Source organism: Methylobacterium crusticola (assembly GCF_003574465.1).
GTDB classification, from domain to species: Bacteria; Pseudomonadota; Alphaproteobacteria; order Rhizobiales; family Beijerinckiaceae; genus Methylobacterium; species Methylobacterium crusticola.
Map to the genome: position 1 here is coordinate 1 of NZ_QOWC01000124.1, position 25,467 is coordinate 25,467.

Below are 25,467 nucleotides of genomic sequence, written 5' to 3' on the forward strand. Positions count from 1 at the left end.
GCGGGGCCGCGGGGCGACGTCGTCGGCCTCCTCGAGCGCCGGCAGCGGGCGGCCCCGGCCCCGCCCGGGCGGATCGCCCGCGAGCAGCGCCCGCGCCACGACGGCGCCGGCCGCGAACAGGAAGGCGACCACGGTCGAGAAGGCGACGATCGGCAGCTTCCGGGGGAAGGACGGCAGGTCCGGCACCACGGCCCGCGAGACCACGCGGCCGTCGGCGGGCGCCGCGCTCGCGGCGTCGCGGGCCGCGGCCTCGCGGAAGCGCCCGAGGTAGGATTCGAGCTGCTCGCGCTGGGCCTTGGCCTCGCGATCGAGGGCGCGCAGCTGCACCTCGGCGGCGTTGCCCTTGATCACCACGTCGCGCTGGGAATCCACCACGGCCTGGAGGCTCTCGACGCGGCTGCCGGCGATGCGGGCGTCGTTCTCCAGGGTGCGGACGGTGCGGTCGGCGGCGCCGCGGATCTGGGTCTCCAGGCCGGCGAGCTGGGCGTTCAGCTCCTTGATCCGGGGGTGCTGCGGCAGCAGGGTGCGGGCCTCGAGCGCGAGCTGCGCCTTCAGCCCCATGCGCTGCTCCACGGCGCGGCGGATCAGCTCGTTGTTGGCGACGTCCGGGATCTCGAAGGCGCGGCCGTCCCTGATCATCTCCTTGATCAGCTTGGCCTTGGCGGCGGCGTCGGCCTGGGCCGCCCGGGCCTGGATCAGCTGCGTCGACAGCTCGGTGAGCTGCTGGGTGCCGATGGGCTGGTTGCCGGTCCCGCCGCCGATGAGCCCGTTCCTGGCCCGGAAGGCCTCGACCTTGGCCTCGGCCTCCGACACGCGGGTGCGCAGGGCCTCGACGTTCGAGCCGAGCCAGGTCGAGGCGTAGCGGGCGGTGTCCACCTTCGCGGCGGCGAGCGAGTCGAGGTAGAGGTCCGCGATGGTGTTGGCGGCCCGGGCGGCCAGGTCGGGGTCGCGGGAGCGGAACTCGATCGTCAGGATGCGCGACTTGCCGGCCGGGTAGACCAGGAGCCGCTCGAAGTACTTCTCGAGCACCCGGTCCTCCGGATCGCGCTCGAGGGGGTTCGGCATCAGGCCGACCAGCACCATCAGGCGCTGGAGCGGGCCGGGGCCGTCGACCATCGGGTCGAACTCCCGGTTGCCGACGAGGCCCAGGCGCTTGATCGCCTCGCGGGCGATGTCGCGCGACATCACCACCTGGACCTGGCTCGCCACCGCCTGCTCGTCGATGGGGACCGGGATCTCGCCCCGGTCCTGCTGGGGCCGGGTGAACGCGCTGTCGCGGCTCTCGAGCAGCACCTTGGCCTCGCCGGTGTAGCGCGGCGGCACGACCTGCACGAAGACGACCGCGAGGCAGAAGGCCAGGAGCGTCGGCAGGGCGATCAGGGCCCAGCGCCGGCGCAGGAGCCGGCCGACCTCGCCGAGGGTGAGCCCGTCGCGCCCCTCGCTCCCGGGATCGGGCCCGCGCCGGGGCCGGCGGTCGGCGGCGCGTTCGGGCAGCCGGAGGCCCGCTTGCATCCGGTCGGGGAAGAGGGAGGCGCGGGGCATCGGCGGACCGTCGTCATGACTGCATGCGGGCGCGGGCCGCCGGAGCAGCCCGCCGGGCGATCACACCTCATTAAGATTGCCGGGGGGTTAAGACCCGGCCGTGCCCCGACGAACGCAAGTCGAGCCGCCGCCGCAGCCCGCGTCAGACTTCATTAACCATGTCCGCCTAGACCTCGGGAACGGAGTCGAACTGGCCGGAAGCGATGAACCGACGCGCCCTTCTCACAGGCTTGGCGACCACGCTCGCCCTCGGCGGCTGCTTCCGTCCCGAGTACCGCACGGCCCTGCTCGACGAGATCGGCACCGGGTCGATCAGTCCCGCCTACCCGCTCGCCGCCGGCGACCGCCTGCGGGTGATCGTGTTCGGGCAGGACAACCTCTCGAACATCTACGCGGTCGACGGCGCGGGGCGCATCGCGCTGCCCCTCATCGGCGCCGTCAGGGTCGCGGGCGGCACCACCGCCCAGGCCGCCCGGGCCATCGAGGCGCGCCTGCGCGACGGCTTCGTGCGCGAGCCGCACGTGACCGTCGAGGTCGACGTCTACCGGCCGTTCTTCATCCTCGGCGAGGTCACGACCTCGGGCCAGTACCCCTACGTCAACGGCATGACGGTCGAGACCGCGGTGGCGATCGCGGCCGGCTTCGGCCCCCGCGCCGCCCGGGACTACGCGGTGCTGACCCGGGAGGGCCCGGCGGGCCTCGTCGCCGGCATCGTGCCGATGACCTACCCGGTGCGGCCGGGCGACACCATCGTGGTCAAGGAGCGCTGGTTCTGACGGCGCCTCCCGGGGGCCTCCCGTAGGCCCCGGGGGCGGGCCCCGGCCGTCAGCTCCCGCCCGCCGGGAAGGTCTGCGTGAACACGCGCCCCTCCGTGTCCCGGGCCGACACCGTCACGGGCTCCGCCGTCCCCGCGTAGGTGAAGCGGAAGGTCGGGTCCTCGCTGATCGAGATGCCGCCCGTCATGGTGAGCAGCGGCCGGTCGCCCTGGCGCACGTCGAGCGACTCGACGAACCAGGCCGGCGTGTAGAGCCGGGTGACCTGGTCCATCTGGAGGCCGGAATTGTTGGGATGGCGGATCTGGACCTGGGCCTCGCCGCGGTCCGCGAAGGCGCGGAAGCGCATCCGGCCGAGATTCGCCCGCGCGTCGGCCGGGTCCTTCACGGCCGGCGCCGAGCATCCCCCCGCCGCCTTGACGTAGGCCCGGACCATGTGGAGGGCGCCGTCCCCGGTCTCGGCGATCGCCCGGACGTACGAGTAGGAGTTCACCCGGATCCGGGTGGAGAGGGCGAAGTGCCGCTGCCCGCCCGGGAACCGCACGGTGCCGACGACGGGCGCGGGGTTCTCGTCGACCACGAGCGTCAGGGCCGTGACCCGCCGGGGATCGCCCTCCGGGAGGGCGATCGTCACGCTCACCGGCACGATCGCGGCGTCCTCGGCGCGCCGGGGCGCCTCCAGGCTCAGGAGCCCGGCGCCGTCCAGGACCGGGCGCGCGCCGGCGATGGTCGGGCGCAGCTCGGCCCAGGTGGTCTCCGGCCGGGCCTCGTCGGCGGCGCGTCCCGCCGTCGCCGCCCCGGCGAGCGCGAGCCCGGCCAGAACCGGCAGCCACGCTGGTGCCCTCATCGCGCTCTCCCGTCCCGGGCCGACCGACGGCCTCCCGATCCCGGACCAATGTAGGGGCGCGCCCGCCCGCGCGCCAGGATAAGCCGCTGATCGGGCGCGCCTTCGCGCCGGCCCGCCGGAGCGGGACCGGCCGCCCGGGGCGTTGCGCGCGGCGTCCGTCCGGCCTATCCCGGCCGGCACGCTCCGCGCCCGGAAGGACCCTGCGTGACGACGTCGCCCGCCTCCGCCCTCGAAGCCCTGCTGCCGGATCTCGGGCGCCGCACGCTGGTGATGGGCATCCTGAACGTCACGCCGGATTCGTTCTCGGACGGCGGGCGCTTCCAAGACCCCGAGGCCGCGCGGGCCCAGGGCGCGCGCCTCGTGGAGGAGGGCGCGGCGCTCCTCGACGTCGGGGGCGAATCGACCCGGCCCGGCCACAGCCCGGTCTCGGCCGAGGAGGAGCAGGCGCGGGTGCTGCCGGTGATCGCCGCCCTCGCCCCCGCCCTCGCGGTCCCGGTCTCCATCGACACCTACAAGGCCGCGACGGCCGAGGCGGCCCTCAGGGCCGGCGCCCGGATCGTCAACGACGTCTGGGGGCTCCAGCGCGAGCCCGAGATCGCCGCGGTGGCGGCCCATCACGGCGCCCCGGTCGTGGTGATGCACAACCGCGAGAGCGTGGATGCCGGCCTCGACATCGTGGACGAGATGCGGCGCTTCTTCGAGCGCTCCCTCGTGATCGCCCGCCGGGCCGGCATCGCGGACCGCGACATCGTGCTCGATCCCGGCATCGGCTTCGGCAAGAGCTGGGAGCAGCACCTGGAGGCCCTGCGGCGCCTGCCCGAATTGCGGGCCCTCGGCTTCCCGGTCCTCGTCGGCGTCTCGCGCAAGTCCGTGCTCGGGCGCATCCACAACGCCGCGACGGCGCCGGCCGACCGGCTGTTCGGCTCCATCGCGGCCCACGTCGTGGCCGCCGCGCGCGGCGCCGACATCGTGCGGGTCCACGACGTGCGCCCCCACGTCGAGGCCTGCCAGGTCGTCGACGCGATCACGCGCCGCCCGGGAGCGTGAGGCCGTGGACCGGATCCTGATCCACCGCCTCGCGGTCTTCGCCCATCACGGCGTGCTGCCCGAGGAGAACACCCTCGGGCAGCGCTTCTACCTCTCCCTGGAGGCCCGGCTCGACCTCGGCGAGGCCGGGCGCCGGGACGACATCGCGGCGACCGTGAGCTACGCCGACCTCGCGGCCCTGAGCCACGCCATCGCGACGCAGCGGCGCTTCCGGCTCATCGAGGCCCTGGCCGAGACCATCGCGGCGGAGGCGCTCGCGGCCTTCCCGGCCCTCGCGGCGATCACCGTGCGGGTCGACAAGCCCGGCGCGCCGGTGCCGCTGGTCCTCGACGGCGTGGCGGTCGAGGTCACGAGGACCCGCCGTGGCTGAGGCCTATCTGGGCCTGGGCAGCAACCTCGGCGACAAGGCCGCCATGCTGGCGCGCGCCGCCGCGGCGCTCGCGGCGACGCCGGGCATCCGCGTCACCGCCCGCTCGCGGGACTACCGCACGCCGCCCTGGGGCGACACCGAGCAGGACTGGTTCCTCAACGCCGCCCTCGCGGTCGAGACCGCCCTCGACCCCCACGCCCTGCTGGAGGCCTGCCTCGCCGTCGAGGCCCGCCTCGGCCGGGTGCGGGCGCGCCGCTGGGGCCCGCGGATCATCGACATCGACGTCCTGCACTACGCGGGCGCCGCCGTGAGCGACGCGCGCCTGGTGCTGCCCCACCGCTTCGTGCGCGAGCGCGCCTTCGTGCTCGTGCCCCTCGCGGAGATCGCCCCCGAACTCGTCATCGGCGGCGAGACGGTGCGGGCGGCCCTGGCGAAGCTCGACCGCGCCGGCATCGTGCCGGTGCCGCCCTGACGCGGCCCGCGCCGGGACCGGCGCGCGCCCTACACCGACCGGGTGATGCCGCCGTCGACCCGCAGGTTCTGGCCGGTGATGTAGCCGGCGCCCTCCGAGGCCAGGAAGGCCACCACGGCGGCGATCTCCTCCGTCCGGCCGTAGCGTCCCATCGGCACGCGCTCGCGGATGCCGGGCTTCTCGGGCAGGCTGTCGATGAAGCCCGGCAGGACGTTGTTCATGCGGACGTTGTCGGCGGCGTAGCGGTCCGCGAACAGCTTGGCGAACGAGGCGAGCCCCGCCCGGAACACCCCGGAGGTCGGGAAGGCCGGATCGGGCTCGAAGGCCGCGAAGGTCGAGATGTTGATGATCGCGCCGCCGCCCTGGGCCTGCATGATCGGCGTCACCAGGCGGGTCGGCCGCACCACGTTCAGGAAGTACACCTCCAGGCCCCGGTGCCAGTCCTCGTCCGCGAGGTCGAGGAGCGGCCCGCGCGGCCCGTGCCCCGCGCTGTTGACCAGGACGTCGACCCGGCCGAAGCGCTCCATCGTCCGCTCCACCAGCCGCGCGACGTCGTCGGCCGACTGGTTGGAGCCGGTGACCCCGATCCCGCCGAGCGCGGCGGCGAGCGCCTCGCCCTTGCCGGACGACGACAGGATCGCGACCCGGAACCCGTCCGCCGCGAGCCTGCGGGCCGCGCCGGCCCCCATGCCGCTCCCGCCCGCGGTGACGATGGCGACTTTCTCGACCGTCATGGTGCCCTCCCCGGCCAGCCCGTCGGGGCCGGGATGGCACGGCGGAGGCCCCGGCGTCGAGTCAGGGCGCCGTCGGGCGGGCGCGCTCCAGGGGCAGGCCGGCCTCGCCCCAGCCGTCGGTGCCCTCCGGGTACCAGTGCACGCGCCGGTAGCCGTACGCGAGGGCACGCTTGGCGGCGTTCCAGGACATCCAGCAGTCCCGCAGGCAGAAGAAGACCAGCGGCGCGTCGAGGTCCCCGTCGGCGGCGGCCGCGAGCCCCTGCCGGAAGTCGGCCTCCGTCCCCGGCGCCAGGGCGCCGAAGCCCGTGTTGGCGAGCCAGTGCGCCCGCGGGATGCTGTCGCGGGGCGGGTCGCGCCAGAGCGTGCCGGGCGGGAGCGCGCGCGGGCGCGGCGGCAGCGGCAGCACGTCGATGAAGGCCGCGCCCGCGCGCCAGAGCGCCTCGGCCTCCGGCGTGGTCACCACCGTGGCGCCGCGCAGCGTCGCGGGCGTGGGCGCGCGGAAATTCTCCCCGCGGTAGCCCTCCGGCTCGGGCGGCGCCTCGGCCCGGGCACCGGCCGCCGCGAGGAGCGCGGCGAGCGCCAGGGCCGCGGCCCTCACGGCCGCGGATCCGCGGGCCGCGTCGGGCCCGCCTCCCCGGCCGCGTCGCCGGCGGGCGCCGCCTCCGCCGGGAGCAGCCGGTTCTCCTCCTCGTCGAGGAGCGGCACGGCGTAGTCGCGCAGCACCTGCGCGATCTCGGCCCGGCGCTTGCGCAGGGCGGTGTTGAGGGTGCGCTTCCACTCGTTCTCGCCGTGGCGCACGCCCATGGCGATGCGGTAGGCGAGCGGGGGGCGGTCGGGCTCGCGCAGGAGCGGGACCACGTCGAGCGGGACGGCGCTCTCCCGCGCCAGCCATCCGGCGGCCGGCCCCCACAGGATCGCGGCGTCGATCGTCCCGGCGGCGACGTCCGCCACGATCTCGGCCGAGACGGTCTGGTGCTTGCGGCCCGGATCGAACTGGTAGGGCGCGTAGGGCCGCATCGTGCCGACGAGCCCCACCTCCCCCATGCGGTTGACCGGCGGCGTGCCGGCGATGACGCCGATGCTGCGGCCCTTCAGGCGCGGGTCGTCGAGCTGCGTCACGCCCGCGAGCTCGCCGCGGCGCGACACCAGGGTGTAGGCGGAGCGGTAGTACGGGTTGGTGTGCTGCACGAGCTCGCTGCCGAAGGCCGAGCCGACGATGACGTCGCACAGGCCGGTGCCCAGCGTGTTGCGCACGAAGCCCGGTCCCTGCGTCAGCCAGTAGGACCGGACCTTGACCTTGAGCTCGTCGGCGAGGATCGCCGCGATGCGGTTCTCGAACCCGTCCCCCCGGCGCGCGGAGAACGGCATGTTGCCCGGGTCGGCGCAGACCCGCAGGACGTCGGGGGTGACGAGGTCGGGCAGGGATTGCGCACGCGCGCCCGGCCCCGGCCCCGCCGCGGCGAGGCCGGCGACGACGAGGGGGGCGCTGGCCCCCCGGAGGGAGAGCCGCGCCATCAGCCGCCCAGGCACTCCTTCTCCTGCTTGCGCGCCGCCTCCGGCTTGTCCTCCTTGTCGCCGGGCCGCGTGCGGCCCCAGGCGCCGGCGGCCCGGGCCTTCAGGTAGACGTAGATGTCGTCGACGTAGCACATGACGTTCTTGTTGTCGCCGAAGGCCGGCATGACCTTCTGGGACGATGCGTTCACGTCCTGCTTGCCGCCCGCGATGATGCCGACGAACTCCTCGTAGGAGAGGTACTTGAGGGAATCCTTGAGGCCGGGCGCGTAGGTCGAGCCCATGCCGTCGGGGCCGTGGCAGACGTGGCACTCGGCGTGGTAGCGGCGGTAGCCCGAGTAGGTGTACCAGTCGACCTTCTTGCCGGCATCGGTGATGCGGAAGGTCGGGTGGCCCTCGGCGTCCGCGTACTTGCCGTCCTCCACCTTCACGGCGGCGTCCTTGGCCAGGAGCTTCGGGTCGGGCTCCGCGGTCTTGTCGTTCGGGTTGAGCTGGTTGGCGAGGGACGGGTCGGCGGTCTTGGCATCCTCAGCATGTACGGCAACCAGCGCGAGGGTTGCTAGGGCGAGGCCGGCCACGAGCGGCCGCAGAACAGCTTTGCTGAGGTCAAGCAACGGACGTTTCTCCCTGACTCTTGGGACGGCTCGCGCAGACAATGATGGGCAGCCATCCTGAAGAACCATCTAATCATGAGGGAGCCGGCGCGGGAACCCGCGCCGGCCCGGACTTAGGTCGAGTGTCCTTGGTGTCTCAGGCCGCCGGCCGATCAGTTCGGCAGGTTGAAGACCGTGAGCTGGCCACCGAGGTTGGTGTAGTTCGACAGGGCCGCGTAGCCGCCCACCGCGCCGAGGCCGGCGTTCGGGTCGGTGAGCCCGGCCGCGAGGCCGATGCCCGCCCAGCCGCCGACGCCCGACAGGACCGCGACGTGCTGCTTGCCCTTGTGCTGGTAGGTCATCACGTTGCCGATGATGCCCGACGGGGTCTTGAACTTGTAGAGTTCCTTGCCCGTCTTGGCGTCGACCGCCTTCAGGTAGCCTTCCAGCGTGCCGTAGAAGACCACGTCCCCGGCCGTGGCGAGCGCGCCCGACCAGACCGAGAACTGCTCGGGCAGCGACCACTTGATCTTGCCGGCGGTGCCGTCCCAGGCGACGAAGTTGCCCATGCCGCCGTGGCTGTTGGGCGCCGGGTACATCGACAGGGTCGCCCCGACGTAGGGCTGGCCCGGGGTGTAGGTCACCCGGAACGGCTCGTAGTCCATGCAGACGTGGTTGGTCGGCACGTAGAACAGGTTGGTCTTGGGCGAGTAGGCCGCCGGCTGCTGGTCCTTGGAGCCGAGCGCCGCCGGGCAGATGCCCTTCGAGTTCGTGTCCTCGCCGTTCTGGTCGGTCGAGTACTTGGCGACCACGAGCGGGCGGCCGTAGGTCTTCGAGGACTTGTCCTGGTCGACCTTCGTGGCCCAGTTGACGGCGGGGTCAAACTTCTCGGCGACGAGGAGCTCGCCGGTGGCGCGGTCGAGCGTGTAGCCGAAGCCGTTGCGGTCGAAGTGCGTCAGGAGCGGGCGCTCCTTCCCGTCGATCTTCTGATCCGTCAGGATCATCTCGTTGATGCCGTCGTAATCCCACTCGTCGTGGGGCGTCATCTGGTAGACCCACTTCGCCATGCCGGTGTCGGCGTCACGCGCGAACACCGTCATCGACCACTTGTTGTCCCCCGGGCGCTGCTTCGGGTTCCAGGTCGAGGGGTTGCCGGTGCCGTAATAGACGAGGTTCAGCTTCGGATCGTAGGAGTACCAGCCCCAGGTCGAGGCTCCGCCGGTCTTCCACTGGTCGCCTTCCCAGGTCTTGATCGACGAGTCCTTGCCGACCGGCTTGCCCAGCTCCGTGGTCTTCTCCGGGTCGATCTTCATCTCGGCGTCCGGACCGACATTGTAGGCCCGCCAGGCCTGCTTGCCGGTCTTGAGGTCGTAGGCCGTGACGTGGCCGCGGATGCCGTACTCGGCGCCCGAGATGCCCACGATCAGCTTGTCCTTGACCGGCATCACCGTGGCGGTGTTGGTCTCGCCGACCTTCGGGTCGCCGTTCTGGACCGACCAGTTGACCTTGCCGGACTTGGCGTCGAGCGACACCAGGGTGGTGTCGGCCTGGTGCAGGAAGATCGCGCCGTCCGCGTAGGCCAGGCCGCGGTTGACCGTGTCGCAGCACATCACCGGGATGACGTTCGGGTCCTGCTTGGGCTCGTACTTCCAGACGATCTTGCCGTCCTGGCTGAGGTCGAGGGCGTAGACGATGTTGGGGAAGGGCGTGTGCACGTACATCATGTCGCCCACCACCAGGGGCGAGCCCTCGTGGCCGCGCAGCACCCCGGTGGAGAAGGTCCAGGCCACCTGCAGCTTGGCGACGTTGCCGGTGTTGATCTGGTCGAGCTTGGAGTAGCGGGTGTTGGCGTAGTCGACCGTCTGGAGCACCTGCTCGGCCGGGTTCCCGGACCGCTTCAGGACGTCCTCGTTCGCCAAGGCCGGCGCGACGCCGAGGATGCCAGCACTCACCGCTAGGAGATGGACCGCTCTCATGGATTCCTCCGACAGGTGTATTCCGCTGCACGCCTCGGGTTGGGACGTGTCAGGACGGTACCTGCTGTTTGCGCTTGGGGAGCTTTGAGCTTCGGCAGCGTGTCACAACCGGACCTGCGTGCCAGCCGGGCTGGCGACCGCATGCCGCGAGGGCGTTGCCGTGTCTGCGAACCGACCACCGCCTTCCCCTGGCGGCACCGTTGAAACCGAAGCTTGAAGGAACTCTAAGAGAAAAACCGGCGGCGTCAACACGCGGCGCCGCGGCATCACCGCACTCCGGGAGGTCGAAAACGATAACTAAAGTATGAAATCCGCTCTGTGTTGCTGAGCAACATGAAAATTGTGCATTGCAACATCAACTACTTGTGTAGAGCCCATTCGTCTCGTCCGCAACGAATACGTGCGCGCCCGCTGCGGCACCGGGCCGCTGCCGGGTCGTCCCCGGCGGCTCATTCCCACTCGAGCTCCTGGTAGGCGGCGGTGGCGTTGCGGGCGTTGAAGTCCCCGAACAGGGCCCAGTCCCGGGCCTCGTCCGGCACGGCCCGGCCGGCCTCCCCGATCGGCCGCCCGTCCCTCACCATGGCGCGCACCTGCGCGGCGAGCGCCGCGAGGTAGCGGTCGATCGGCCCCGCCGCCGCGGGCCAGGGCACCGCGGCCGGGCCGTGCCCGGGCACCACCCGGGCGGCGGGCCGCTCGCGCAGGCGGCGCAGCACCGCGATCCACCCGGCGAGCCGGCCGTCGAGGGCCGGGACGTGGCCGACGAACAGGAGGTCGCCCAGGAACCAGGTGTCGGTGGCCTCGTCGCGCACCGTGAGGTCGCTGTTGGTGTGGGCGGTCGGCCAGGCCTCGAGGCGCAGGCGGCGGCCGCCGAGGTCGAGATCGAGGCTGGCCTCGACGAGGCGCGTCGGCGGCACGATCCGGGTGCCGGCGAAATCCGGGCCGACGAGGGCCGCGTTCGATCGCAGGTAGCTCTCGGCCCGGGCCGCCAGGGCGTCCGGCAGGGCGCGGTGGCCCACGAAGGTCGCCCCCTCGCCCAGGAAGGCGGCGTTGCCCAGCAGGTGGTCGGGATGCACGTGGGTGTTGATCACGTAGCGGACCGGCAGTGGGGTCGTCCGCCGCAGGGCCGCCAGCAGGCGCCGCCCGGCCGCGAGGCTGCCGCCGGTGTCGATCACCGCGACGGCCTCGCGCCCGACCACGAAGCCCACGTTGGCGATCGCCCCGGCATTGTCCCGCCCGGCGAGCGCGTAGGGCGCGGCGTAGACGAAGACCCCGGGCGCGACCTCCTGCACCGGCAGGGGCGCGACCGCCGCGTCCGGCGCCGCCCCCGAGGCCTCCCCGGCGGCGGCCGGAGCCATGCCCAGGAGCGCGGCGCAGAGCCAGCGCGGGAGCGCTCCCGCGTGCCGTCCGCCCTGCCGTCGCGAGCGCCTGCCCATCCGTCCACACACCCGCGCCTCCGCCCGTGCGCCTGCCGGCCCCCGGGACCTGTCCGCCCGCGGCACCTACCCGCCCGGGCGCGGCGGGTCCCCGGCCTGCGCGTCGCCGGGCTGGGGCGGGGCGAGCGGCGTGAACAGGCTGCGGTCCGGCTTGATGTCGAGGAGCGGCGTGCCGTCCAGGCAGTCGAGCCCACGCACGTGCAGCAGGCCCGGCTCGGCCCGCACCAGGGTGGCGATGCTGGTGCCGATCGGGTTCGGCCGCACCGGCGAGCGCAGGCTGAAGGTGCCCCGCGCCACCCCGTCGCTCGCGGGGCTCTGGCGCACGAGGTCGCGCCGCGAGAGGTGGAGCCAGTAGAGCACCTCGAGGCGGGCGTAGAGCGCGACCCCGTCGAGGGCCTCCCGCCAGGGGGCGAACACCTCGATGCGGCAGGTCGGCCCGTCGCTCCGGCCCTGGCGCGGGCAGGCGAGCCGATCGGTCCAGGGCGTTCGGATGCGGCCGACGAAGACGAGGCCCGCATCGGCGGCGGTGGGCGCCTCGACCGCGACCTCGCCCGCCCGGATCTCGTTCAGGCGGACCATGCGCCGCCCCCTCGCCCGGGCGGGGCCCCGGTGTTCCGGCTCATGATGCTCCCTCCCGGCGCGCGCACCGGCCCCCTCATATGGCGCCGTCCGCCCCGGCGGCGAGGCGGGCCTCGCGGGGGACGGCCGCGGCACGAGGCGCGTCGCAGCGGGCCGGGCTGCTGGGGGGCGGATCGCCCGGCCCGCTGGTCCGCGCCGGGGCGGGGCCCCGGCGGTCCCCCACGCCTAAGCCGGGTTCGTTGCGCGATGATGTGGAGCGTGTGACGAAGTGTGTCCGGCCCCTGCCCGCCGGGGGGCGCCGGTCAGTAGGTCGCGAAGATCTCCGCGATGGCGCCGGGCTCGCGCGTCACCGTGAGGGCGAGGGCGAGCAGGATGCGGGCCTTCTGCGGCGTGAGGTTGTCGGCGCTCAGGATGCCGCGCTCGGCCAGCCGCGTCGTCACCGGCACCACGCCGCTGCCGGCCCGCGTCGACTGCACCACCACGATGCCGGCGGCGACCGCCTGCGCCAGGGCGTCGGCCTCCGCCGGGGGCGTCATCCCGGGCGCGAGGCCCGCCGAGACGAGGCCCCGGGCCCCGGCGGCCGCGAAGGCCCGCACCGCCGTGCCGTCCGCGTCCGCATAGGCGTAGGACACGTCCACCCGGGGCAGGGCCGCGAGGGCGCGGATGTCGAACGGCGTGCCGGGGGCGTGGCGCCGCTCGGGCCGGCGGTAGTAGTGCACCGCGGCGCCGTCGACCTGGCCGAGGATTCCGAAATCCGGGGTCCGGAAGGTCTGGAGCCGCGCCACCGAGGTCTTCGTCACCTCGCGGGCGGCCTGGATCTCGTCGTTGAGCACGACCAGGACGCCCCGGCCGCGGGACGCCGGCGCCGCCGCCGTGCGGATGGCCGCCACCAGATTCATGCCCGCGTCGCCCGACAGGGCGCTGATCGGCCGCTGCGCGCCCACGAGCACCACCGGGAGGTCCACCGTGAGCGTGAGGCCGAGCGCGTAGGCGGTCTCCTCCAGGGTGGCGGTGCCGTGGCCGATCACGATGCCGGCGAGGTCCGGGTGCTCGCCCGCCAGGCGCTCGCACAGGCCGACGAGCTCGCGCCACTCGGAAAAGCCGATGCCCGGGCTCGTCACGGTCCGGAACGGCACCGCCACGAGGTCGGCGACGGCGCGCGCCTCGGGCACCCGGTCGAGGATGGCGCCGGCCTCGAGGCGCTGCCCGGTCGCCGTGTAGTCGATGAGGTCGAGGGAATCCCGGCCCACCGACGAGATCGTGCCCCCCGTGCCGATGAAGGCCACCTTCGCTCGGTTCGTCATGCTGTCGTCCTCGTCTCGCCCGCGTCCCTCGGCTCTGGCCGGGCCAGGTGCGGGACCCGCCGCCTCAGGGTCCGGGCGCGCGCCCCGGCCCCGGCTCCGGCGCGCATCCGGGCGCGTCGAACAGGGCCGCGAGGCCGCACGCCGAGCCCAGCATCCGGGCCCCGTCATGACCGATTCCCGGCACGACGTGGAGGGGCTGGCCGAGGTCGGGGTGCCGGGCCCGCAGGGCGGCCACGTAGGCCTGCCCGCGGGCGAGGCGGTTCGGCCCCTGCGCCTCGGCCATGCAGGTCGTGTCGAGGGCCGGATGGCGGGGGTCGGTGTCGCGCCCGCCGAGCAGGTAGGTCACCGGCCGGGCCACGTAGGCGGCCTCGAGCGCCGCCGGGCCCGCGCCGCCGGCGTAGCGCGGCAGGTCGCCCATGCCGTACTTCCAGCGGTCGAAGCCCGCGCAGCCGGCCGTGGGCCCGGGCCGCTCGGCCGTGAAGTAGGCGTAGCTGCTCGGGTTGGCGACGACGTAGCGCAGGTCCACGCCCGCCGCCGCGAGGGCGGCGCCGGCCCGCGACAGCACGGCGTAGCGCTGCGCCACCTGCCCGCCGCCCGAGTGCCCGGCGACCACGACGCGGCGCAGGTGCGGGAACCGCCCGCGGTCCGACAGCCGGCGCAGGACGGCGTCGAGGGCGTCGAAGGAGCTCAGGGCCTGCGGCCCGAGGGCGTCCTCGCCCCCCTGCCAGCCCTCCAGGGTCCAGCGCAGCACGTCCGCGGGGAGGCGGTGGCCGGCCCAGTCCGCCTCGGCGAGGAATTGCGGCACCACCAGCAGGGCCCCGGCCCCGTCCGCGCCGGCCGCGTCCCGCGCCGCCTGCGCCGCGGCGTAGTACACGGCGGCGTCGCGCAGGCGGCCGTGCAGCACGATCACCGCCCGGGTGACGTCGGGCTGCGGCCGGTCGAGGTCGGCGGACGCGAACAGCCGCAGGCGGGCGCCGGGCGCCACCTCGAGGCTCTGGTCGGCCACCACCGCCACCGGCCGCCGGTGCGGGGCCGTCTCGTCGGCCGCGCCCGCGGCGCCGGCGAGGAGCAGCAGGAGCAGCAGGGGACGGATCGCCGGGCCCGGCGATCCGAAGCGGCGCCGGCCGCGTCCCGCGCCGCGGCGTAGTACACGGCGGGCCGGCGCTCGGGCTGTCTGAGAAAGCATTGTCCCGTCAGAGGCTTGCCGGATCGGCTTGGAAGCATGGGTGAAACCCGCGCGTGATGTCAAGCCGCCCCCGCGGCGCCCGCCCGCCGCCGCGCCCCGGCCCGGCGCCCGCGCGGCCGGGACGCGGGCCGCGGCGGCGCGGGACCCCGGCGCCGGCCGGGGTGTTCTGCTACGGGGTCGTTGCGGCCCGGATCGCGGAGGAGAGAGCATGGCGGGCACGATCGCGGACAGCCTCGCCGACGAGACCGCCCGCGCGGTCCTCTCGGCCCTCGACGGGCGCCGCCAGATCCCGTCGCCGGTGGGGCGCGGCGGCGGCCTGACCCTGGGCGAGGCCTACCGGGTCGCCGCGTCGGTCCGGCGCCTGCGCGAGGCCCGCGGCGAGCGGGTCGTCGGGCGCAAGGTCGGCTTCACCAACACCTCGATCTGGGCCGAGTACGCCGTGGACGCCCCGATCTGGGGCTACGTCTACGACACCACCCTGCACCGCCTCGCCGACCGGGCCGGCTCCTTCGGCCTCGCTGGCGTGGTCGAGCCGCGCATCGAGCCGGAGATCGTGTTCGGCCTGGGCCGCGCCCCCGCGCCCGGCATGGACGAGCGGGCGCTACTGTCCTGCGTGGAGTGGGTCGCGCACGGCTTCGAGATCGTGCAGTCGCTCTTCCCCGGCTGGCGCTTCGCGGCCGCCGACACCGTCGCGGCGTTCGGCCTGCACGGGGCCCTGCTCCTCGGGCCGCCGGCCGCGGTCACGGCCGATGCCGCCGACGCCTGGTTCGACGCCCTCGCGCGCTTCCGGATCACGCTGCTGCGCGACGGCGCCGAGGCGGATCGCGGCCAGGCCGGGAACGTCCTCGGGGGCGGGCCGCTCAGCGCCCTGCGCCACCTCGTCGACGGGCTCGCGGCCGATCCGGCGAGCCCGCCGCTCGCCCCCGGCGAGATCGTCTCGACGGGCACGCTCACCCGGGCGCTCCCGGTCGCGGCGGGCGAGCGCTGGAGCACCCGGCTCGACGGGCTGCCCCTGGCGGTCATCGCCGTCGCGCTGTCCTGATCCCGCCCGGCTCCCGGGGCGGACGCCCGGGCGCCCCTCCTCCCGCCCAGCGCCCCTCCTCCCGCCCCGGGCGCACGGCGTCGACCTGGCGGCGGGACGGCGTTGACTCGGCCGCGGGCATGCCTGAGGATCTCGGCGATCCTCGTGGATCGCCGCGATCCAATTGTCAGCGCACACGAAAAACGCGTTGAAACCCCACCGGGGCAACACCCGGGGTACGAGCCTAGGGACGGGACGACATGGACACCGAGAGCAGCGGCGGGCCGGGCCGCGTCCTGGGCCGGCGGCAGGTACTGCGCGGCCTCGCCGCGGGCGCGGCCATCACGGGCTTTCCCCACATCGCGGGCGCCCAGGCCAAGGTCCTGCGGATCGGCATGCCCACCATCCTGTCGGGCCGCGTCGCGATCCTGGGCACCTCGGCGCGGGCCGCGGTGCAGCTCGCCTTCCGGCAGATCAACGAGGCCGGCGGCATCGCCGGCCGCCCCCTGGAGCTCGTCGAGCGCGACTCCAAGGGCCGCCCGGACGAGGCCGCCAAGGTCACCCGCGACCTCATCAACAACGACGGCTGCGAGATCATCATCGACGGCGAGGCCTCGTCGGGCGCCTTCGCGGTGCACGAGGTGATCCGCGACCTGCCGGTCCTGTGCCTGCACACCTGCTCGGAGACCTCCTCGCTCTCCGCCGACCCGAAGCTGCACGTGAAGACCGCCTTCCGGTGCGCGCGCCAGGGCATCCACGACGCGGTGGCGGGCGGCACCTACGCGGCGAAGATCGCCAGGGAGAAGGGCCTCCGGCGCTGGATGACGTGCTCGCCCGACTACGCTTACGGCCGCGACAACACCGCGGAGTTCCTCGAGTTCACCAAGCTCTTCGAGCCCTCGATCGAGGTCGTCGATCAGGTCTGGCCGAAGCTGTTCGCACCCGACTACACCGAGAGCATCACCAAGGTGCTGCAGGTCAAGCCGCAGGCGATGTACTCGGCCCTGTGGGGCGGCGACCTCGTGGCCTTCATCGAGCAGGGCAACCTCTACCGCCTGTTCGCCAACGTGGGCTTCTTCTCGGGCGGGCTCGGGGATCCGCCGGTGCTCACCGCGATCAAGCAGCTGCCGCCCGGCCTCAACACCGCCTACCGCTACAACCGCAACTACCCGGGAAAGCCCGCCAACGCGGCCTTCGCGGACGGGTTCGCCAGGATCGCCAACCACGAGCCCACCAACTGGGCCTGGCAGACCTACCTCGCCTGCCAGTTCATCGCCGAGGCGCTCAAGCGCACCGGCGGGCGCACCGAAGGCGCGGCGCTCGCCGCCACGCTCAAGGGCATGACGCTCGCTTCGCCCTTCGCGGTCGCGGAGGCCATCACCATGCGGGACACCGACCACACCATCGTGGGCTACCCGGTGGCCTGGGGCCGCACCGTGCCGAAGGCGCCCTTCGTCGAGGATTTCGCGCAGGACGACTGGGGCAAGATCCTCGAGCTCGAGGCGCAGTGGAAGAAAGCGAAGGGGTACGCGTGAGCCTCCTCCCGGCACGCCCGACCCGGAGGTCGCCTTGAACCTCGAGGCTCTCGCCGCCTGCGTGGCGTCGGCGTCCTGCGCCGTCACCCAGGTCTCCACCGGCCTGATCGTCGGCACGCTGCTCTTCCTGGTGGCGGCCGGGCTGTCGCTGATCTTCGGCGTGCTCGGGGTGATCAACTTCGCGCACGGCGCCTTCTACATGCTGGGCGCCTACTTCGCCTTCTCGGCCTACACGCTGACCGGGAGCTTCCTGGCGGCCCTGGCGGCGGGCGCCCTCGGCGTCGCGGCCGTCGGCGTCGCCTTCGAGCGGCTGATCATGAGCCGGGTCTACGGGCGCGACCTGCTGATGCAGCTCCTCGTCTGCTACGCCGTGATCCTGATCCTCGACGACGGGGTGAAGATCCTCTACGGCGGCGAGTACCGCCTGATGGGCATGCCCGAGGCCTTCGCGGCCCCGCCCGTCGAGGTCGCGGGCGGCTTCATCCCGGCCTACTACCTGTTCATGGTCGGCATGGCGCTGGCCGCGGGCCTCGCCCTCTGGCTCGGCATCAACAGGACCCGCACCGGCAAGATCGTGCGGGCGCTCGCCATCAACCCGCAGATGGTCGGCGCGCTCGGGATCAACACCACGCTGCTCTACGCCGGCGTGTTCGGCCTCGGCAGCCTGCTCGCCGGCGTCGCGGGGGCGCTCGCCGCCCCGATCCGCACCCTGACCCCCGGCATGGGCCTCTCGATCCTGATCGAGAGCTTCATCGTCACGGTGATCGGCGGCATGGGCTCCATCGCCGGGGCGTTCCTGGCCGCGCTCCTGATCGGCTTCACCCGGGCCTTCGGGGCGATCGGCTTCCCGCTCTTCGTCGACGGGACCATGTTCGCCATCATGGCGCTGGTGCTGATGCTGAAGCCGAGCGGCCTCCTCGGCCGGGAGGCCGCATGAGGCGGCCCGGCCTCCTGCGGCCCGGCCTCCTGCGCGACGCCCTCGCGGGGCTCGCCCTGCTGGCGGTCCTGCTCGTCCTGCCGCTGCTGTTTCCCCAGCCGGCCCTGCGCGACTTCCTGATCTACACCATCGCGTACGGGCTGCTCGCGATGTCGCTCAACCTCCTGGTCGGGCTCACCGGCCTGGTCTCGTTCGGGCACGCCGCCTACTTCGCCTCGGGCGCCTACGCGTTCGGCCTGCTGATGCAGTCCGGGCGGGTCTCGCTCCCCCTCGCCATGCTGGCGGCCGTGGCCGGCACGGCCCTGCTCGCCCTCGTCATCGGGGCCATCTGCGTGCGGCTGAAGGCGATCTACTTCTCCTTCATCACCCTGGCGTTCCAGATGTTCATCCACAGCGTCATCCTGACCTGGGTGAGCCTGACCGGGGGCGACCAGGGCCTGCGCGGGGGCATCCCGCGGCCGCCCTTCCTCGGGCTCGACCTCGGCCAGGCCGGCACGCTCTACGGGGTCTGCGCCGTGCTGTTCGTGGCCTGCCTCGGCATCATGCGGCAGGTGACGCAATCGCCCTTCGGCTACAGCCTGCGGCTGATCCGCGACAACCCGGCCCGGGCCGCCTTCCTGGGGCTCGACGTGCTGCGCATGAAGCTCGGCATCTTCGTGCTGGCCGGCGCCATGGCGAGCGTCGGCGGCATCATCCTGGCCCTGTTCGTCTCCGGCGCCTACCCGGAATTCGGCTTCTGGACCACCTCCGGCGAGGCGATCTTCATGATCATGCTGGGGGGCACGCAGCTCTTCCTCGGCCCCCTCGTCGGCGCGCTGCTCCTCCAGACCCTCAACCACTACGTCACGGTCTACACCGAGCACCACGGCCTCGTGCTCGGCACCGTCATCCTGGTGATCGTGCTCGGGCTGCGCCGGGGCGTCGCCGACTTCGTGCACGAGCATCTCGGGGAGCGCCGGGCCGCCCGCGCCGCCTCGGCGCGCGCCGCCTCGGCGCCCACCGCCTCGGCGCGCGCCGAGGCGGCGCGGGGCCCCGGCGAGGTCCGGCTCGACGGGGTCCGGAAGGGGACCACCTGATGCTGCGGGTCGAGCACCTGTCCAAGTCCTTCGGCGGCGTGCGGGCGACCCGGGACGTCTCGATCGACTTCCCCGACGGCTCGCTCACCGCGATCATCGGGCCCAACGGCGCCGGCAAGACCACGTTCTTCAACCTGATCTCGGGCCACATCCGGCCCGATGCCGGCCGGGTGCTGTTCGACGGCGCCGACCTCGTCGGCCTGTCGAGCCTGGAGGTGGTGCGGCGCGGAATGACCCGGGCCTTCCAGGTCGCGTCCCTGTTCCCGACCCTCACGGTGGAGGAGGCGCTCGCGGCGGCGGTGGCCTCCCGCCGCCGGCAATCCTGGCGCGTCCTGGCGCGCTTCCCCCTGCCGGACGCGCGGGCGCGGGTCGAGGAGGTGATGGAGCTGATGGGGCTGTCGGGCCAGGCGCGCGTGCTCTCGCGCAACCTCTCGCACGGCGACCAGAAGCTCCTCGACATCGGGCTGGCGCTCGCCCTCGAGCCGAAGGTGCTGCTCCTCGACGAGCCCACCGCCGGCATGGGCCCGGACGAGCGCTGGCGCATGATCGGGCGGGTCCAGCGCCTCTGGGAGCTGAAGCGGATGACCGTGCTGTTCATCGAGCACGACATGGACATCGTGTTCAGGATCGCCCAGGCGGTCCACGTGCTGAAGTACGGCGCCGTCCTGGCGCAGGGCACCCCCGACGAGATCCGGCGCAACCCGGACGTGATCGACGCGTATCTCGGCACCGACCACCAGCTCTCCGCCGCATTCGGGGAGGCCTGAGCCGTGGCGGGGGCCATGCTGGAGGTCCGGGGCGCGGACGTCTTCTACGGCGCGAGCCAGATCCTGTTCGGCGTCGACCTCGCCGTCGAGAAGGGCCAGACCATGGCGCTCCTCGGCCGGAACGGCGCCGGCAAGAGCACCACCTTCAAGGCCATCGCGGGCCTCGCGCCGCCCCGGCGCGGCCGGGTGATCCTGTCGGGCGAGACCGTGTCGGGCCGCCCGCCCTACCGCATCGCCCGCGCGGGCATCGGCTACGTGCCGGAGGACCGCCAGGTCTTTCCCGAGCACACCGTGGAGGACAACCTCCTGGTCGGCGCCAAGCGCGGACCCCGCGGCGAGGCGCACTGGACCCTCGCGCGGGTCTACGAGGTGCTGCCGCTCCTCGCCGGCCTGCGCACCCGCATGGCCGGGCGCCTGTCGGGGGGCGAGCAGCAGATGCTCACCATCGCCCGCACCCTGATGGGCAACCCCGACATCCTGCTCCTCGACGAGCCGAGCGAGGGCCTGGCGCCCCTCGTCGTCCAGGCCATCGGCGCGCTGATCCGCACCCTGCGGGGCATGGGGGTCACCATCCTGCTGGCGGAGCAGAACATGCACTTCTGCCTCGCCATCGCGACCCACGCCACGGTCGTGGACAAGGGCGAGGTCGTCTACCGGGGGACGATCCCGGAGCTGCGTGCGAACGCGGCGGTCACGCAGCGCTACCTCGCCGTATAGGGGGCCGGACATGGAACGGGACGAAGGACGCGGACGGGTCGCGGTGGTCACCGGCGGGGCGAGCGGCATCGGGCTCGCCACCGCCGGCGTGCTCGCCGCCCGGGGCTGGCGGGTCGTGATCTCCGACCTCGACGCCGACGCCTGCGCGGCGGCGGCGGGCCCGATCAAGGCCGAGCCGGTCGCCTTCGACGTCGTCGACGAGGCCGCCACGCAGGCCGCCCTCGACGCGATCGAGGCGCGCCTCGGCCCCGTGGAGGCGCTGATGGCCAATGCCGGGCTGATCCAGCCCGGCGGCCGCCCGGAGGAGCGGCCGCTCGCCGAGTTCGACCGGATCATCGCCGTCAACCTGCGCGGGGTCTACGTCTCCTGCCTGGCGGCCGGGACCCGCATGGCCCGGCGCGGCGCCGGCGGCATCGTCATCACGGGCTCGGTCACCGCCTCGCGCACCGCGCCGCTGCACGCCTACGCGCCCTCGAAGGCGGCGGTGGTCCACATGGCGGCCTGCCTCGCCGCCGAGTGGGGGCGCTCGGGCGTGCGGGTCAACGCGGTGTCGCCGGGCTACGTCGCCACGCCCCCGCTGCGGGCCGCCATGGAGCGCGGCCAGCGCGACCCGCGCCTCCTCACCGAGGCGGCGGCCCTCGGCCGCATGGTGGAGCCGGAGGAGGTCGGGCGCGGCGTCGCCTTCCTGCTCTCGGACGACGCCGCGGCGATCACCGGCATCAACCTGCCGGTGGATGCGGGCTGGCTCGCCGGGGCGCACCTCTCGACCTACGGCGGGGTCCGCCCGGCCCGCTGAGCGCCGGCCCGCCCCGGCCGCGCTCCGGGCCCGCGCGGGCCCGGAGCGCGCCGGCGGCCGCCGCGCAGGTGAAAGTATCTCGCACTATTTCTCGTCTCTCCGCCTTGAAATACGATTCAGATATCCCATTTTACTTATGACATAATATGATATTTTGCCGATATTCAGGATCATGGCCATGATATCGTTGGCTTTTCCAGACGACCCGCGGCCCGCTTCCGCCCCGGAAGCGGGTGCGATCCGGGCTGGGCGCCGCGGCAGCACGCGCGCTCTGCCGCTTTCCGTCACGGGCGTGCCGAAGCTCTGACGCGTCGTCCGACCCGCGCAACGTCATCAGGAGAGAGAAATGCCGACCGATCTTCCCGTGCGAAAGAGGCCGGGCGAAACCTCGATGCAGCTGTTCCTGTCGATGATCAAGCGCCGCATCTTCGGGGCCAACCACGACGTGAACGCCAAGAAGTGAGGCGATCTCCTGCACGCGGCGAGATCGTCGCCGGGTGCCTGGTGTGACGAGACGGAGGCCCGGCGCCATGACGTGGTTAGGCAACAGGAACGCCCTGAAGTACACGGGCTCCATGCGCGGCCGTGGGCAGCTCTCGGTCGACGGCGGCGCGCGAAGCCTCGGCCCGGTGAGCTACGAGGTCGAGACCTATGTCGGCCGCGCCGCGCACCGCAACAGCGGCCAGATCGAGGGGGATGCCCGGGCCCTGATGCACGCCTTCGAGGCCGGCTCGGCCCGGATCGACCGGGCGGACCAGCCCCCCATCGACGTCGTGCTGTCGGATCCGCAAGGGCTGCCCACGGCCGAGATCAGCCTGGTCTAGGCGCAAAGCCAAGGCCCGCCCCGGCGCGTCGCCCGCGCCAGGAGCCCGCGTCGGGCTGGGAGCCCGCACCGGGCCGGGGCCACGATCCATGAAGGCAGACGAATGTGCGAGCCCATCGACCGCCTGTGCGACGCGCTGCGGATCAAGCTTCACGGCATCGACCGCCGGCTCGAAGCCCTCAAGTCCAACGGCTCGGGCACGTCCGACACGTCGCGCCACCGCATCGAGAGCCAGATCGTCCTGGTCGCGCAGCGCATCCACGGCCGCCGCTCCGCCATCGCGGCCGCGAGCGCGCGCGTGACGGCGTGGACCGAGGGCAAGCGCTCCCTCGGGGACGCCGCGCAGGGGCGGGAGGATCGCAGCCTGCGCCGGCTGAACGACCGGGCCGACGGTGCCGAGACCTACGCCCTCGCGGCGTTCGAGCTCGCCGCGGCGGCGGCCGACGCCGCCACCAACGCGGCCCTCGAGGCGCTGCTCGCGCGGCGCGAGGCGACGGAGGCCGCGCTGCCGGCAAGGACCGGGGACGCGCCGGTCTCGACGCCCGCCGCGACGCACGCGGGCGGCTGCGCGTGAGGCCGCCCTGCGCCCTGTGACACCGGCGCGCCCTCTGAAGCAGGCCCCGGTCCGCGCCGCTCACCCCGGCGGCCGGGATCGGACGGGCCCCACAGGATCGCGGGCGTTGCAATTTTCAGGCAGTTTCTCGTGCGGTCGCGGTGAAACCAAATGCGGCCCGCATTATTCCCCCTACGTGGATGTCAACATGGATTAAGCAGGGGCCCGGGGCGTGGCGGCGCGGCCATCCCGGGAATGGGAGGCGTCATGCGCCATGCGAACTTCGTCTATCGCGGCCTGGAGGACGAATGGGTCGGGCCCGTCGGGTACGGCGTCGCCCAGGGGCTCTTGGAGGCGCTCGGGGTCCCCCACGAGCAGGCCATGCCGGACCGGCTGCGGGAGCTCGCCACCCTGCTCCTGGAGCGGGAGCACGGCAGCGTGGGCGCCGACGAGGGCGTGCGGGGCCGGCCCACCCAGCTCGTCCTCGTGGTGGAGGACGATCCGGCGATGCGCGAGCTCGCCGTGGCGCTCCTCGAGGAGACGGTGCTCGACGTGGTCACCTGCGCGACCGGGGACGAGGCCATCGCCCTGCTGAAGGACCGCGGCGGCGACGTCGCCATGATGTTCACGGACGTGCGCCTGCCGGGCTCCCTCGACGGCGTGGACCTGGCGCGGGCGGTGCAGAAGCTCTGGCCGGGCATCCGCCTCGTGGTGACCTCCGGCCAGGCGGGCGAGCGCCTGGGCGCGCTGCCGGGCGACGTCGTCTACCTCCAGAAGCCCTGGCGGGCGCTGGACGTGCTGGTGCAGGTCGACCACGCCGTCCGCCACCCCGACCTGCCCGTGCGCTAGGGCCGTGCGCGAGGGCGAGGCCCGACGCCGCGGCATCGGTTCGCCGGCCGGGCGCCGGGACGAAGGCTGACGGCGGCCGCCGGCCCGAGCGGAACGGGCGCGGCGCTCAAAGGGGCCCCCGTCAGGCGGGCGTGGAGACCGGCCGCGTCGCGGGCCTCCCGCAGGGCCCGGACCACGGCGGGGTCCCGCGGCCGGCGCGCCGCGCAGGCGACGACGTGGTCGCGAGCCAGGAGATCCGCGAGGTCCATGAGGCGTCAGTCCGGGGCGCGCAGGCGGTAGCCGACGCCGGTCTCGGTCAGGATGTAGCGCGGGCGCTCCGGGTCGGGCTCGATCTTCTGGCGCAGCTGCCGGACGTAGACCCGCAGGTACTGCGTGTCCGCCGAAGGACCCCAGATCTCCCGCAGCAGGTGGGCGTGGGTGAGGACCTTGCCGGCGTGCTGCACGAGCTCGCGCAGGAAGTCGTACTCCTTGGGCGAGAGCTTCACCTCGCGGTCGGCCATCCGGACGATCCGGCGCACGAGGTCGACGGAGAGGTCCCCGACCCGGAAGACCGGCCGCTCGCCGCCCTGCGCGAGCTGGTGGCGCAGGGCCGCCCGCATGCGGGCGAGCAGCTCGTTCATGCCGAAGGGCTTGGTCACGTAGTCGTCGGCCCCGAGATCCAGGGCCTCGACCTTGCCGCCCTCGTCGCCCCGGCTCGACAGGACGATCACCGGCAGGTCCGGGGCCGCCTCGCGGATCCGGCGCAGGAGGTCGTGCCCGCCGATGTCCGGCAGGCCGAGGTCGAGGATCACGAGGTCGACCCGCTCCTCGGCCAGCATCCGCAGGCCCGCCTTGCCGTTCGGCGCCTCGGCCACGTCGTAGCCCTGGCTCGACAGGCCCATGCGCAGGAGCTTGCGGATCGGCGGCTCGTCGTCGATCACCAGGATGCGGGGCCCGGCGCTCATGCGGCGGTGTCCAGGACGGCCTGCCGCGCCGGCACCGGAAAACTCGCGGTGAACACCGCGCCCGGGCCGTCGGCGCGGTTGCCGGCGGTGATCCGGCCGCCCATGGCCTCGACGAAGCCGCGGGAGATCGCGAGGCCGAGGCCCGTGCCGGCCCGGACGTGGTCGCCCTTCCGGGCCCGGTAGAACTTGTCGAAGATCCGCTCCTCGTCGCCAGGCGGGATGCCGTCGCCCTCGTCCAGCACCTGCAGGTGGACCGTCCCGCCCTCGCGCCAGCCCCGGACCCGGACGGCGCTGCCCGCGGGGGCGTACTTCGCGGCGTTGTCGAGGAGGTTGAACAGCACCTGCTCCATCAGCACGGCGTCGAGGGTGAGGGCCGGCAGGTCGGCCGGAAGTGCGACCGCGACGCGGTGCGTCCCGAGGATCTTGCCCGCCCGCTCGAGGGCCGTGCCGACGATCTCGCCGAGGTCGTGGGGCGCCATGTTCGGGGCGACGGCCCCGGATTCGAGCCTGGTCATGTCGAGGAGGTTGGCGATGAAGCGGTTGAGCCGCTCGGCCTCGTCGATCACCGTGGCGAGCAGCTCGGCCTCGGCCTCCCGGGGCAGGGACGGGCCGAGGTCGCGCAGCGTCGTCGCCGCCCCGAGCACCGCCGAGAGCGGCGTCTTGAGGTCGTGCGAGATCGAGGTGAGGAGGGCCTGGCGCAGGCGGTCGGTCGCGGCCGACAGCCGGGCCCGGTCGAGGTCCTCGACGAGGTGGACGCGCTCGATGGCGAGCGCGCCCTGGTCGGCGAGCGCGTCGAGGAGCCGGCGCTGGTCGGGCGTGAGGAGGGCCCCGGGCTTGTCGGCGTCGATGCCCACGACGCCGACCATGCCCCGCCCGGTGCGCAGGGGCAGGAACAGCCGCCTGGCGCCCGGCAGGGTGTCGGCGCCGCGCCCGGCGGCGCGGCCGTGGTCGAAGGCCCACTTGGCGGCCGCGACGTCGGCCGCGTCGATCGCGTCCTCGGGGGGATAGCCGGCCTTGACGGCGATGCCCCCCTCCTCCGGCAGCAGCACGACGACGCGCAGCTTCAGCATCAGGGCGATCT

The 25,467-nt window shown here is 73.8% G+C and carries 27 protein-coding genes; 14 read left to right on the forward strand and 13 right to left on the reverse strand.

All coding sequences use genetic code 11. The features are described from left to right. Window positions 1–1,542: GumC family protein (locus tag DT057_RS24670; protein ID WP_244937392.1), on the reverse strand; the 1,542-nt coding region annotated here is incomplete at its 3' end. Window positions 1,543–1,745: 203 nt separating this feature from the next. Between DT057_RS24670 and DT057_RS24675 the strand changes: the two genes are divergently transcribed. After that, window positions 1,746–2,318 carry a polysaccharide biosynthesis/export family protein gene (locus tag DT057_RS24675; RefSeq protein WP_128564751.1) on the forward strand — a complete coding sequence of 191 codons (573 nt, stop codon included), beginning with the start codon at window positions 1,746–1,748 and terminating at the stop codon, window positions 2,316–2,318. 49 nt (window positions 2,319–2,367) lie between these two features. Here the strand turns inward: DT057_RS24675 and DT057_RS24680 are convergent, their stop codons facing one another. After that, the gene (locus DT057_RS24680) at window positions 2,368–3,162 is read right to left on the reverse strand and encodes a quinoprotein dehydrogenase-associated SoxYZ-like carrier (RefSeq protein ID WP_128564752.1); all 795 of its coding nucleotides are present in this window, start codon (window positions 3,160–3,162) and stop codon (window positions 2,368–2,370) included. Window positions 3,163–3,432: 270 nt separating this feature from the next. Here DT057_RS24680 and folP point away from each other — a divergent pair, with 270 nt between their 5' ends. The 3 genes from folP to folK are packed head-to-tail and all read left to right on the forward strand — an operon-like array spanning window position 3,433 to window position 5,051. After that, window positions 3,433–4,209, forward strand: coding sequence for a dihydropteroate synthase (gene folP, locus DT057_RS24685; protein WP_203236366.1), 777 nt, complete (start codon window positions 3,433–3,435; stop codon window positions 4,207–4,209). Between the two features lie 4 nt (window positions 4,210–4,213). Next, window positions 4,214–4,579 carry a dihydroneopterin aldolase gene (gene folB / locus DT057_RS24690; RefSeq protein WP_128564754.1) on the forward strand — a complete coding sequence of 122 codons (366 nt, stop codon included), beginning with the start codon at window positions 4,214–4,216 and terminating at the stop codon, window positions 4,577–4,579. Then, window positions 4,572–5,051, forward strand: coding sequence for a 2-amino-4-hydroxy-6-hydroxymethyldihydropteridine diphosphokinase (gene folK / locus DT057_RS24695; RefSeq protein WP_128564755.1), 480 nt, complete (start codon window positions 4,572–4,574; stop codon window positions 5,049–5,051). The genes folB and folK overlap by 8 nt, the downstream gene beginning before the upstream one ends. Before the next feature lie 29 nt (window positions 5,052–5,080). Here the strand turns inward: folK and DT057_RS24700 are convergent, their stop codons facing one another. The 9 genes from DT057_RS24700 to DT057_RS24740 form a co-directional block, all read right to left on the reverse strand. After that, complete coding sequence (locus DT057_RS24700; protein WP_128564756.1) at window positions 5,081–5,785, reverse strand: SDR family oxidoreductase; 705 nt, start codon at window positions 5,783–5,785, stop codon at window positions 5,081–5,083. A 61-nt stretch (window positions 5,786–5,846) separates the two neighbouring features. Continuing rightward, on the reverse strand, window positions 5,847–6,383 hold the full coding sequence (locus DT057_RS24705; RefSeq protein ID WP_238314125.1) for a rhodanese-like domain-containing protein: 537 nt from the start codon (window positions 6,381–6,383) through the stop codon (window positions 5,847–5,849). Continuing rightward, on the reverse strand, window positions 6,380–7,300 hold the full coding sequence (locus tag DT057_RS24710; protein ID WP_128564772.1) for a substrate-binding domain-containing protein: 921 nt from the start codon (window positions 7,298–7,300) through the stop codon (window positions 6,380–6,382). The genes DT057_RS24705 and DT057_RS24710 overlap by 4 nt, the downstream gene beginning before the upstream one ends. Continuing rightward, window positions 7,300–7,911: a c-type cytochrome, methanol metabolism-related gene (locus tag DT057_RS24715; protein WP_269153116.1), complete on the reverse strand. Its 612-nt coding sequence runs from the start codon at window positions 7,909–7,911 to the stop codon at window positions 7,300–7,302. Before DT057_RS24715 ends, DT057_RS24710 begins: the two co-directional genes overlap by 1 nt. Window positions 7,912–8,063: 152 nt before the next feature. Continuing rightward, window positions 8,064–9,866, reverse strand: a complete 1,803-nt coding sequence (gene xoxF5 / locus DT057_RS24720; RefSeq protein ID WP_128564758.1) for a lanthanide-dependent methanol dehydrogenase XoxF5 — start codon at window positions 9,864–9,866, stop codon at window positions 8,064–8,066. 449 nt (window positions 9,867–10,315) lie between these two features. Next, window positions 10,316–11,221, reverse strand: coding sequence for a quinoprotein relay system zinc metallohydrolase 2 (locus DT057_RS24725; protein WP_128564774.1), 906 nt, complete (start codon window positions 11,219–11,221; stop codon window positions 10,316–10,318). A 144-nt stretch (window positions 11,222–11,365) separates the two neighbouring features. Continuing rightward, window positions 11,366–11,878 (reverse strand): tRNA (N6-threonylcarbamoyladenosine(37)-N6)-methyltransferase TrmO, encoded by a 513-nt coding sequence (gene tsaA / locus DT057_RS24730; protein WP_128564759.1) that lies wholly within the window; start codon window positions 11,876–11,878, stop codon window positions 11,366–11,368. 302 nt (window positions 11,879–12,180) lie between these two features. Beyond that, window positions 12,181–13,182: an asparaginase gene (locus tag DT057_RS24735; RefSeq protein WP_128564760.1), complete on the reverse strand. Its 1,002-nt coding sequence runs from the start codon at window positions 13,180–13,182 to the stop codon at window positions 12,181–12,183. Window positions 13,183–13,246: 64 nt separating this feature from the next. Continuing rightward, window positions 13,247–14,368 (reverse strand): alpha/beta hydrolase, encoded by a 1,122-nt coding sequence (locus tag DT057_RS24740; RefSeq protein ID WP_238314127.1) that lies wholly within the window; start codon window positions 14,366–14,368, stop codon window positions 13,247–13,249. Window positions 14,369–14,576: 208 nt separating this feature from the next. Here DT057_RS24740 and DT057_RS24745 point away from each other — a divergent pair, with 208 nt between their 5' ends. The 10 genes from DT057_RS24745 (at window position 14,577) to DT057_RS24790 (ending at window position 23,442) form a co-directional block, all read left to right on the forward strand. Next, a complete protein-coding gene (locus tag DT057_RS24745) occupies window positions 14,577–15,410 on the forward strand; it encodes a 2-keto-4-pentenoate hydratase (RefSeq protein ID WP_128564761.1) in 834 nt (277 codons plus the stop codon). 239 nt (window positions 15,411–15,649) lie between these two features. After that, window positions 15,650–16,924 (forward strand): ABC transporter substrate-binding protein, encoded by a 1,275-nt coding sequence (locus DT057_RS24750; RefSeq protein WP_128564762.1) that lies wholly within the window; start codon window positions 15,650–15,652, stop codon window positions 16,922–16,924. 34 nt (window positions 16,925–16,958) lie between these two features. Further along, window positions 16,959–17,861: a branched-chain amino acid ABC transporter permease gene (locus DT057_RS24755; protein WP_128564763.1), complete on the forward strand. Its 903-nt coding sequence runs from the start codon at window positions 16,959–16,961 to the stop codon at window positions 17,859–17,861. Further along, window positions 17,858–18,937 carry a branched-chain amino acid ABC transporter permease gene (locus tag DT057_RS24760; RefSeq protein WP_128564764.1) on the forward strand — a complete coding sequence of 360 codons (1,080 nt, stop codon included), beginning with the start codon at window positions 17,858–17,860 and terminating at the stop codon, window positions 18,935–18,937. Before DT057_RS24755 ends, DT057_RS24760 begins: the two co-directional genes overlap by 4 nt. Beyond that, window positions 18,937–19,704, forward strand: a complete 768-nt coding sequence (locus DT057_RS24765) for an ABC transporter ATP-binding protein (RefSeq protein WP_128564765.1) — start codon at window positions 18,937–18,939, stop codon at window positions 19,702–19,704. Before DT057_RS24760 ends, DT057_RS24765 begins: the two co-directional genes overlap by 1 nt. Window positions 19,705–19,707: 3 nt before the next feature. Further along, window positions 19,708–20,421 (forward strand): ABC transporter ATP-binding protein, encoded by a 714-nt coding sequence (locus tag DT057_RS24770; RefSeq protein ID WP_128564766.1) that lies wholly within the window; start codon window positions 19,708–19,710, stop codon window positions 20,419–20,421. A gap of 10 nt (window positions 20,422–20,431) precedes the next feature. Continuing rightward, window positions 20,432–21,217 (forward strand): SDR family NAD(P)-dependent oxidoreductase, encoded by a 786-nt coding sequence (locus DT057_RS24775; RefSeq protein ID WP_128564767.1) that lies wholly within the window; start codon window positions 20,432–20,434, stop codon window positions 21,215–21,217. A 530-nt stretch (window positions 21,218–21,747) separates the two neighbouring features. Continuing rightward, entirely contained in the window at window positions 21,748–22,041 is a 294-nt protein-coding gene (locus tag DT057_RS24780; RefSeq protein ID WP_128564768.1) for a hypothetical protein, read from the forward strand. A 102-nt stretch (window positions 22,042–22,143) separates the two neighbouring features. Further along, a complete protein-coding gene (locus DT057_RS24785) occupies window positions 22,144–22,614 on the forward strand; it encodes a hypothetical protein (protein ID WP_128564769.1) in 471 nt (156 codons plus the stop codon). A 246-nt stretch (window positions 22,615–22,860) separates the two neighbouring features. After that, window positions 22,861–23,442, forward strand: coding sequence for a response regulator (locus DT057_RS24790; protein ID WP_128564770.1), 582 nt, complete (start codon window positions 22,861–22,863; stop codon window positions 23,440–23,442). A 254-nt stretch (window positions 23,443–23,696) separates the two neighbouring features. Here the strand turns inward: DT057_RS24790 and DT057_RS24795 are convergent, their stop codons facing one another. Then, window positions 23,697–24,386, reverse strand: coding sequence for a response regulator transcription factor (locus DT057_RS24795; protein WP_128564771.1), 690 nt, complete (start codon window positions 24,384–24,386; stop codon window positions 23,697–23,699). Continuing rightward, on the reverse strand, window positions 24,383–25,467 hold a 1,085-nt coding region (locus DT057_RS24800), incomplete at its 5' end, for a sensor histidine kinase (RefSeq protein WP_203236365.1). The genes DT057_RS24795 and DT057_RS24800, both read right to left, overlap by 4 nt.